We start from the raw sequence: 9,532 nt of genomic DNA on the forward strand, positions 1-9,532 counted from the left end.
AAGAAATTTTAAAATTTTATCTCTATTTCCGCGCCGACGCTCGCGTCTTGTAAAATTTCGGGCTTTAAAATTTTCATATAAAAATAATCCATCGATCGAAATTTTGAGTGAAACTCCTGCGCGAAGTATTTTAGCGCGTCCTCTACGAGGCGAAATTTTTTCTCGCGGAACTCCGCTTTGATATATTCGCAAACCCGCGCATAGTCGATAAATTCCTCCGCTCCGAACTTCGCCCACACCCAGACGCGCTGCTCGCGCTTGCGCTCAAAATCCAGCGTCCCGATTATCGTGCCAAATTCCAGCTTTTCGATTAAAATTTTAATCATACTACGCGCTTTTCCTCGCCCTTAAGCAGCCTGGCGATATTCGGCGCGTGTTTGTAAAATACGATGAAAACTATCAGAAAGATCGGCGCATGAGTGTTGATCGCGGGCATCTGCGGATGGATCACGTAGCTTGCAATAACTAGCGCAAGCGCCGCTGCAAGCGATGCTACGGATGAAATTTTAACCGTCTTGCCGACTACAAACCAAACGGCAAGCGCGATGATAAGCTCGATAGGGATGAAGCAAGCAAGCACGCCGGCTCCCGTAGCAATGCCTTTGCCGCCGTTAAATTTCAGATACGGGCTGAAGCAATGCCCAAGTACTGCAAAGACAGCCATGCTCCATAGCACGTTTTCATCAAAGCCTAAAGCCCGCGCGATCAGTATCGGCAGGACGCCCTTTAGCGCGTCGCAAGCGACCGTGAGGATCGCGAGCTTTTTTGCTTTTTGCGGATCGCGAGTTTTTAAGACGCGAAGGACGTTGGTGGCGCCTATGGAGCCGCTGCCCTCGCTTTTGATATCCACGCCGCCTAGGTATCTGCCGATCAAAAGCCCAAAGGGGATCGCAGCGATCAGATACGCCGCGACGTAGCACCAAAAATTCGGCGCCGTAACGATGCTAAGTAAAAATTCTAAAATTCCCGATTTTTTCATAAAATCCCTTTAACTCTTCCAAAGTAGCGAAATTTTCTCGTCGTAAATGTCCGTTTTCTTCGGCGAAATTTCTTTCGTTTCGAGTTTAATATTTTTCAGATCCAGGCTCTGTTTTAGCGCGTCCACTTCGGCCTCAAATTTCTGTGTGAGCACCTCCAGCTCCTCTTGCAGCGCGCTTAGGCTATTTTCGGCATTTTTGGCTTCGCTTCGTTCATTTAAAATTTTATGTGCGCTCTTGGCGCCGCTGATCGCCTTGGAGATGTTGCTAGCGCTGCGCGAGCGACCTAAAAACGCGCCTAAGATCGCTCCGCCTATGTTTAGCGCCGCATCCACGCCGCGACTTAGCACGTCGCCCTTTTCCTTTTCATACTTTTCGCTAGCGCGCGAAATTTTATCCTCAAGGCGCGCCTTTTCCTTTTCAAATTTAGCCGTGATCTCGTCGGTTTTTGCCTCTAAAGCTTCATTCGCCCTATCGCCTAAGCGCACGAAAAACTCCTCCCTGCTCTCGCCCGGTTTTGAGAGCAGATCAAGCGCGCTAAAAAGTTCTAACTTTTCATTGCGATATAGCCACTCCTTAAAGCTTTTAAGCTGAGCGTTTAAATTTTTTGCTCCCGCGATGAAGCTAGGAAGCGCGCCGTAGAGCGAGCCCGCTTGCTCATGTCCGCTTAAATTTGCGACCTCTCGCGTGCTCGCCTCGCTCCAATCTATTTCGCCCCCGTCCGAAAGCGAAAGCAAAAAGGAGCGCTGCTGCGTAAAATCGACTCCCTTGTCGCAAAATCGCATCTTTGCGCTTGCATACAAATATGGGCTTAGCTCAAGACCCGCGCCGTAGCTATAAAGCTGCGAAATTTCAGCTGAAACCACCGGTTTAGCGGCGCCGGCGGATTTGACGCCTTGCGCAACACCCGGCACGGACGAAATTTCAGCCTTTTTGTCTTTCATTAAATTTGAAATTTGCTCGTTGCTTAAAGGACCCTTTAAATAGCTTAGCGCAAAGCGCGTCTCGATTACCCGCAGCACGTCCTCGTTGATGTTTTTTACCAAAAAATTTCGCTTTTTGAGGTTTGAAATTTTCTCCATAAGCACGCTTTTGTCGATCGGATTTGAGCCGATACCGCTTAAGCCGCTGATGACGCGCTCCTTATCCTGCGTAGTCTGCAAGCGCCCGATAAACCACGTACCGATGTTGCTAAGCCCCTTATAATCGAGATCGACCGGGTTTTGCGTCGATAATACGCAACCGAGACCGAAAGCGCGAGCCTGCTTTAGCAGCGTAAGCATCGGAGTTTTGCTCGGCGGATTGCCGTTTGGCGGGAAGAAGCCGTAAATTTCATCCATATAAAGTATCGCGCGCAGCGAGCTAGTGCCGCTGGTGGTGCGCATCCATTTGATCATCTCGCCCAAAAGCAGTGTGACGAAAAACATCCTCTCATCGTCGTTTAGATGCGCAATGGAAAATATATTCGCCCTCGCCCTGCCGTTTTCATCAAAGAGCATCTTGGCGATATTTAGCCGCTCGCCCTCGCACCAAAGCTTAAAGCTCGGGCTTGCGATGAGCGCGTTAATCTTCATCGCAAGCGCCATTCGCTTATCGCTCGGAAAGAAGGTATTAACGTCAAAAACGCCGATCTTATCGAAAGGCGGGTTGCCGATCTGCGCGATGAGATCCACCACGCTCACCCCCTCGCCTTTGTTAAAATGATAGGTGAGAATTTGGCTGATCAGTAAAAATTCTGGCGAGCTGAGATTATCGCTGCCGATCCCTGCGAGGCTTAGCACGCTAGTTGCGATACCGCCGATGTAATTATTCAGATCCTCCTCGTTTAAGCCTTTCGGCGCTTCAAAATCGCTTAGTAGGCTGATCCCAAGCCCTGCGCTTGATTTGGGCGTATAAATTCTAAAATCGGCGCTGTTTTTCAAAAGCTCCACCCGCGCCAGGTCTTGATACGAGCCCTCGATCCCTTCGCGCCAGGTATTTGCGGTTTGCTCGGCGTACTCGCGCACGCTAAGACCTTTGTTTTGCGCCTCGGTCTCGTCGATATAGGGCTCAAAATCCTCGGCCCTCATCTGCGGGAAAGTAAGAGCTAAATTTGTCAGATCGCCTTTCGGATCGATGATGATGGATGGGATATTATCGATCGCGGCTTCCTCTAGCAGCGTGATGCCAAGTCCCGTTTTGCCGCTGCCGGTCATTCCTATGATGAGCGCGTGAGTCGTCAGATCCTTGTTTTTATAAAAAAACGGCTCGCCGTTTTCAAGCCCCAGATAAAAAAGCTTTAAATTTTCTTGAAGCGTTTTCATTGCGTTCCTTAAATTTGCAATTTGTGCGGCATTATATCATTTAAATTTTTAAATTTAAATTTGCTAAAATGCGCGAAAAATCAAGGAATGGTAAGTGTTAAAAGAAAAAATTAGAAACGGAAAAAGCGGAATTTTGCTCTATGGCATCGTTCCGCCTAAAATCACGTCCTCTCAAGACGAGCTCGAGCGCCTGGGTACGGCGTGGTCGCAGCGCCTAGGCGAATGCGAATGCGACGGCATCGTCATCTACGATCTACAAGATGAAAGCGCACGCACGAAAGATGAGCGGACCTTCCCTTTTGTGCATACGATCGATCCTGCGCGCTATTACACGCAGTATCTACACACTGATAAAGAAGCGATCATCTACCGCGCGGTAGGCAAATATGATGAAGCGGAATTTTGCGAAATTCTAAGACATGCCGCAAGCGGACTGGGTGTTTTCGTGGGGGCGAGCTCTAAAAACGAAGAATGCAAACTGCATCTAAGCCGCGCCTATGAGATCAAGCGACTCGTGGCACCGCATCTTTGTCTAGGCGGCATCTGCATACCCGAGCGCCACGAAAAGAGCCGCGACGAGCACCTTAAAATCGCGGAGAAGACTGCGGACGGGTGCGAATTTTTTATCACTCAGGCGGTTTATAATGTACAAAACGCCAAAGATTTCATCGACGATTACGCCGCTTTGGAGTGCAAAAAGGTGCCTATAATCTTTACTTTCACGCCGTGCGGTAGCCTAAAGACGCTTGAGTTTATGAAATGGCTTGGCATCTCGGTGCCAGATTTTCTGCAGCAGCGACTGCAAAGCAGCGTCGATATCTTGCAAAGTTCAACAGCACTGTGCGCGGAGATGTTTGATTTCATCTATAAATACGCCCTCGCAAAAGGGGTGAGCGTGGGCGCAAACGTCGAGAGCGTAAGCACCCGCCGCGTCGAAATCGAAGCCTCGCTCAGCTTACTAAAAGAGATCAGAAAAATTATCCTTAAGCACGAGAATTTGGGATTTTACGTTATTTAAAATTTTAAATCGGGTACACGAGTAAAACGCTAGATAGTCCAAGCTAGCGGAGGAATTTTAGATAATTTCGGATCGCTTTTTAAAAAATAATCGAAATTTTATCCGAATGGAATTTGAACTTAAAATTTATAAAAAATTGCCTTAATAATATGCTTTAATACCTGTCGTCCGTAACTGCAAGATGATATTTCGTGCTAAAATTTCCCAATGCTTACAATGACATTGAGCTAGGCATATCATCAAACCTATAAATCGCTGTAGCTTTCGCACTAAAGCTAAGTGCATTGACCGCTTTAGTATGCAGCTGATGTGAACGCGCCCTCCGGCTCGCCGCTATCTACACAGGGATAAATGTATATTGTATAACGGGAGATAGCTGGAGATTTTAACGCCCTATAGATTTAGAGATACGACGCCTCTTCGCTCATGGCATAGCGTCCTTTATTGTTCCATTCGTAGTATTTGATTTAAATTTACCGGCATTTATGCTAAATTTCAAATCTAAGGCAATTTGATGCTTGCTGTTGTGAGCGTTTTGGTATTTGAATTTTATTCTACAGCCTATATGTAAGTCGCTAAAAAGATCCACCATACGCCGCCGTAAAAATACTTGCCGAGCTTTGCAGCTAATTACAAGCCGTTAATGTATAGAATCAGCTGAAATTAACACCCATTTAAGCTATTGCATATTTGATTTCTTTTATATTCTAAAAGCCCGCCACCAAAAAGCAGCAGACCTAAGACTAACGTCGTTTTACTATCTCACGCAGAAGCCGATACGCAAACTGCGCAAGATTATAATATGCTTTCAATCGCAAACGCTTCATTTTAAAATTTTGAAACCTAACTCGGAATAAATATAAATTTGAAATTAGTTTTGTAAATAAGCTTGGAATTTTAACTCTTAAATATGGCGAAATTCAAAGATAATGAAATTTAAAAAGCACTAGTTTATGCTCTTGCCACCGAATTTTAAAAGCGCGCTGCCCCACGTAAAGCCGCCGCCGAACGCATCCAAAAGCATAAGCGAGCCGTTTTTGAGCCTGCCGCTCTCATAAGCGTCATTTATCGCCATCGGGATAGACGCCGAGCTCGTGTTGCCGTATTTGCCGATCGTAAGTACGCACTGCTCGTCGCTAAATTCTAGTCTCGCCTTAACCGCCTCGATGATGCGTAAATTTGCCTGATGCGGGATGAAAAGATCGACCTGCTCGGGCAAAATTTTATTTTTCGCCAAAATCTCCACGACGTCGTTACTAAGCGTCGGCACCGCGATTTTAAAGACCTCGCGCCCCGCCATCTGCATGAAGCCTAGCTTTTCGTCAATGATTTTTTGGCTGAGTGGATTGACGCTGCCTGGGGCTGCGGTAATGAGAAGATCACCCTTGCTGCCGTCGCTAGCGGTATGAACGTCGATGATTTCGTTATCGTCGCGCGCCGCGATAACCGCAGCGCCCGCACCGTCGCCGAAAAGTATGCACGTAGCACGGTCGCTCCAATCGACTATCGAGCTTAGTTTTTCCGTGCCGATTATCAGCACGTGTTTTTTGGCACCGCTTTCGATGAGGGATTTTGCGAGCTCCAAAAGATAGATGAAGCCCGTACAGGCGGCATTTATATCAAATGCCGTGATGCCGAAATTTAAGCCCAGTTTATCTGCTATGACGCACGCAGTCGAGGGCATACAGAAGTAATCGGGCGAGATCGTGGCGCAAATTATCGCATCGATCTCGTTTTTTTGTAAGCCGCTACGCTCGATCGCCTTTAACGCCGCTTTCGCGCCTAGATCGCTAGTGGTTTCGCCCTTTGCGATACGGCGCTCATGAATGCCCGTTCGCTTGACGATCCATTCATCGCTCGTTTCAACCATCTTTTCAAGATCGAAATTGGTTAAAATTTCGCTCGGCGCGTATGCTGCGATTGAGATCATCGAGGCTTTTTGCATTCGTTTTCCTATTCGTTTGAAGAAATTTCGCTTTCTATCGCGGAGTTGATTTTGGAATCTGCAAATTTAAGCGCCTGAAAGATCGCATTTTTAACGGCTTTCGGAGTGCTTTTGCCATGGCTTATGATGACGCATTCTTTGACGCCTAAAAGTGGCGCGCCGCCGTATTCGTCGTAGTCCGTGCTTTTTTTGATTATCTTAAAGACGCGCTTCATCAAGATGGAGCCAGCGATGGCGATCGGGGATTTTTTCGTTTCGTTTTTAATAAGTTTTCCGATAGCGCTTGCGACACCTTCGCTGGATTTTAGCATAATGTTACCGATAAATCCATCGCAAACTACGACATCCACGGAGCCGTCAAAAATTTGATTGCCTTCGACATTTCCGATAAAATTTTGCATCTTCTTAAGCATATGAAAGGTTTCTTTTGTTACCTCGTTGCCTTTACTATCCTCCTCGCCGTTGGATAATAAGCCGATGCGTGGTGCGTTTAAACCCATAATCTCCTTGGCATATGCTTCGCCCATAATCGCAAATTGAAACAAATTCTCAGGCTTGCAATCCACATAAGCGCCCACATCTAGCACAAGCGTGCGACCGCCTATGGAATTTGGCATCAGCGTAGCAATCGCCGGGCGCAAGATACCTTTGAGCCTTCCTATGCGAAGCGTCGCAAGACTCATCGTAGCGCCGCTATGTCCTGCGGATACCACGGCTTTGCAAGTGCCGTCTTTTACTAGATCGACCGCTTTAAAGATGCTGCTCTCTTTGCGTTTGAGAGCGTCGGTTGCGCCCTCTTTCATCTCGAAAACTTCGCTTGCAGCTACGTAAGTAATATATTTCTCAAAGCCTTGATCTTGTGGAATAAAAGGCTTGATTTGCGCTTCGTCGCCTACCAAAAATGCATTAAATTTACGCTCTCGCAGCGCATCTACGACTCCGTTTATTATCGGCTCGCAGCCGAAATCACCGCCCATCGCGTCTATAGCAACGGAAATCATCGGATTAATATTCGCCCGTAGTTTTGTTTATTCTATGCGGAATTTTCCAGCTTCCGTCTTTATCTTTGACGGGAATCGGAAGGGTCACTTTGTAGTGAGTGCGTCTTTTCGCCGCACGAGTTTTACTAACTCTTCGCTTTGGAACTGCCATTTTTTCTCCTTTATAAATTTAGTTCTTGCATTCTTCGCAATAAAAATAGTCGCTTTTAAAAGCTTCCGTTTCGCTTCTTAAAATTTCATCCAGATCAACTTCGGCGCCGAAAAACTCCATAACATCCAAGCTTTCGTGCCTTTCGTCGTTAAAAACGCCTTCGCTTAAAAGCAAATTTACGCTCTCGTTTACGTCAAGATCAAATTCTTTGCCGCAGCGGTCGCAAATGTATGGAATTTTACCCTTAATTTCGCCCTTGCACTCTACAAACTTAGAGTCCTTTCGTTTTAAATTTCCGCTAAGCTTAAGTCCGTCCCTCGAAATTTCAAACGGCACGGGCGCGGCGGAAATTTTAGCAAAAGCGATCTTCACGCGGTACTCTTAGCAAATTTCTCTTTTTGCAAAGAAAAATGCGATCTCGGTTTTTGCGTTTTCTAGGCTGTCGCTGCCGTGAACGGCGTTAGCGTCGATGCTGTCCGCAAAGTCCGCTCTGATCGTGCCTTTATCGGCTTTTTTCGGATCGGTAGCGCCCATTAGCGCACGATTTTTAGCTACGGCATCATCGCCTTCTAGCACCATTACGACCACCGGACCGCTAGTCATAAACTCAATCAGATCCTTATAAAAAGGGCGATCCTTGTGAATTTCATAAAATTTACCCGCATCTTCAGCGCTTAGGCATAATTTTTTAGCCGCTGCGATTCTTAGTCCGTGGCTTTCGAAACGATCGATAATTTTGCCGATAACGCCCTTTTTAACGGCATCAGGCTTAATAATAGAAAGCGTTTGCTGCATATAATCTCCTTAAAGTGAAAGGCGGATTGTATCGAAAAATAGGTTAAAATTTATTTAAGGATTGAATGAATTAAAATTCCGCGCATTTGATCGCGGAATTTTATCTGCTAAGCAAATACCGGGGTATCTCCGCTGCGCAGATCCGCACCTATACTATCCCTGCTAGGTTGACCCGCTACGATGTCACTCCAGACGATACAGCCGTCGGTCGGACAGGCGCTAGCGCAAGCCGGTTCGTCGTTGTAACCGACGCACTCGACGCATTTATCAGCATATACATAGTAGCTATCCTCGCCGCTTGGGTTATCGCTATCGTCCACGATCGCATTTACCGGACACTCGTCGATGCATGAGCCGCAGCTAATGCAAATATCGGTAATTTTTACAGCCATTTTTTCTCCTTTATCAAAAAATGAAGTGTGATGATAACATACTAAATTTAAAAAATGATAAAATTTAATATTATCAAGCAAATAAATTTTATTATATAAAAATTTTCATCAAATTTCAGCAAATATAAAGTTTTAAAATGTATAATCGCCATCATAAATTTTATTAACAAGGAGAAACAAATGATAGTAACCAACAAAGCCGTTGATTTCACGGCAACTGCGGTTTTAGGCAACAACGAAATAGTTGAGGATTTCAACCTCTATAAAAATATCGGCGAAAAAGGCGCGGTCGTATTCTTTTATCCAAAAGATTTTACCTTCGTCTGCCCGAGCGAGATCATCGCATTCGATCACAGATATCAAGATTTCAAATCTAAGGGTATCGAAGTTATCGGCGTTAGCTGCGATAGCGAATTTACGCATCTTGCATGGAAAAATACTCCGGTAAATGCAGGTGGTATCGGCAAAGTGCAGTTCCCACTCGTCTCAGACATCACGAAGGACATCGCGCGCAGTTTCGACGTGCTGTTCGGCAACGCCGTAGCGCTTCGCGGTAGTTTCTTGCTCGATAAAGACGGCACCGTTCGCCACGCCGTCATCAATGACCTACCACTCGGTAGAAACATCGACGAGATGCTTCGCATGGTCGATACGATGCTATTTACGAACGAGCACGGCGAGGTTTGCCCGGCAGGCTGGCACAAAGGCGACGCAGGGATGAAAGCAGACCCTAAAGGCGTCGCGGATTATCTAGGCAAAAATGCGAGCAAACTATAAGTTGTAAAATTCTTCGCGCGGGCGTACAAATTCTAACCGCGTAAGGTTTAAATTTAGCCTTGCACGGGCTATTAAAGCTAGCAAAGCTTTCTAAATTCCGCTGCCAAAATTTTAAGTCGCGGCGGCGGGATTCCAAAAATTCCAAAAATTCCAAAAATTCCAAAAATTCCAAA

Annotated in this window: 11 protein-coding genes; 2 read left to right on the top strand and 9 right to left on the bottom strand. The window is 46.2% G+C overall.

All coding sequences use genetic code 11. The features are described from left to right. Window positions 1–8: 8 nt before the first annotated feature. Genes Q0340_RS05895 through Q0340_RS05905 form a run of 3 tightly spaced genes read right to left on the bottom strand, consistent with a single transcriptional unit; the run spans window position 9 to window position 3,280 of the window. The gene (locus Q0340_RS05895) at window positions 9–326 is read right to left on the bottom strand and encodes a dihydroneopterin aldolase (protein WP_291939954.1); all 318 of its coding nucleotides are present in this window, start codon (window positions 324–326) and stop codon (window positions 9–11) included. After that, a complete protein-coding gene (gene plsY / locus Q0340_RS05900) occupies window positions 323–979 on the bottom strand; it encodes a glycerol-3-phosphate 1-O-acyltransferase PlsY (RefSeq protein ID WP_297894210.1) in 657 nt (218 codons plus the stop codon). Before plsY ends, Q0340_RS05895 begins: the two co-directional genes overlap by 4 nt. Before the next feature lie 9 nt (window positions 980–988). Beyond that, window positions 989–3,280 carry a DUF87 domain-containing protein gene (locus tag Q0340_RS05905; protein ID WP_298082540.1) on the bottom strand — a complete coding sequence of 764 codons (2,292 nt, stop codon included), beginning with the start codon at window positions 3,278–3,280 and terminating at the stop codon, window positions 989–991. A 94-nt stretch (window positions 3,281–3,374) separates the two neighbouring features. Between Q0340_RS05905 and Q0340_RS05910 the strand changes: the two genes are divergently transcribed. Next, complete coding sequence (locus Q0340_RS05910; protein WP_005871254.1) at window positions 3,375–4,298, top strand: methylenetetrahydrofolate reductase; 924 nt, start codon at window positions 3,375–3,377, stop codon at window positions 4,296–4,298. A gap of 946 nt (window positions 4,299–5,244) precedes the next feature. Here Q0340_RS05910 and Q0340_RS05915 read toward each other — a convergent pair. From Q0340_RS05915 to Q0340_RS05940, 6 genes are all read right to left on the bottom strand, one after another. After that, window positions 5,245–6,243 (bottom strand): beta-ketoacyl-ACP synthase III, encoded by a 999-nt coding sequence (locus Q0340_RS05915; RefSeq protein WP_298082541.1) that lies wholly within the window; start codon window positions 6,241–6,243, stop codon window positions 5,245–5,247. An 8-nt stretch (window positions 6,244–6,251) separates the two neighbouring features. Beyond that, window positions 6,252–7,244 carry a phosphate acyltransferase PlsX gene (gene plsX / locus Q0340_RS05920; protein ID WP_297882427.1) on the bottom strand — a complete coding sequence of 331 codons (993 nt, stop codon included), beginning with the start codon at window positions 7,242–7,244 and terminating at the stop codon, window positions 6,252–6,254. A 4-nt stretch (window positions 7,245–7,248) separates the two neighbouring features. Then, on the bottom strand, window positions 7,249–7,395 hold the full coding sequence (gene rpmF / locus Q0340_RS05925) for a 50S ribosomal protein L32 (RefSeq protein WP_005871250.1): 147 nt from the start codon (window positions 7,393–7,395) through the stop codon (window positions 7,249–7,251). A gap of 18 nt (window positions 7,396–7,413) precedes the next feature. Next, window positions 7,414–7,767 carry a hypothetical protein gene (locus tag Q0340_RS05930; RefSeq protein WP_298082542.1) on the bottom strand — a complete coding sequence of 118 codons (354 nt, stop codon included), beginning with the start codon at window positions 7,765–7,767 and terminating at the stop codon, window positions 7,414–7,416. A 9-nt stretch (window positions 7,768–7,776) separates the two neighbouring features. Then, window positions 7,777–8,190, bottom strand: coding sequence for a nucleoside-diphosphate kinase (gene ndk, locus Q0340_RS05935; protein ID WP_177388469.1), 414 nt, complete (start codon window positions 8,188–8,190; stop codon window positions 7,777–7,779). Between the two features lie 107 nt (window positions 8,191–8,297). Continuing rightward, the gene (locus Q0340_RS05940; RefSeq protein WP_005871245.1) at window positions 8,298–8,582 is read right to left on the bottom strand and encodes a 4Fe-4S dicluster domain-containing protein; all 285 of its coding nucleotides are present in this window, start codon (window positions 8,580–8,582) and stop codon (window positions 8,298–8,300) included. 180 nt (window positions 8,583–8,762) lie between these two features. Here Q0340_RS05940 and Q0340_RS05945 point away from each other — a divergent pair, with 180 nt between their 5' ends. After that, window positions 8,763–9,359: a peroxiredoxin gene (locus Q0340_RS05945; RefSeq protein ID WP_005871241.1), complete on the top strand. Its 597-nt coding sequence runs from the start codon at window positions 8,763–8,765 to the stop codon at window positions 9,357–9,359. Window positions 9,360–9,532 lie beyond the last annotated feature (173 nt).

It is taken from the genome of uncultured Campylobacter sp. (assembly GCF_938045595.1).
In the GTDB taxonomy this organism is placed as follows: Bacteria; Campylobacterota; Campylobacteria; order Campylobacterales; family Campylobacteraceae; genus Campylobacter_B.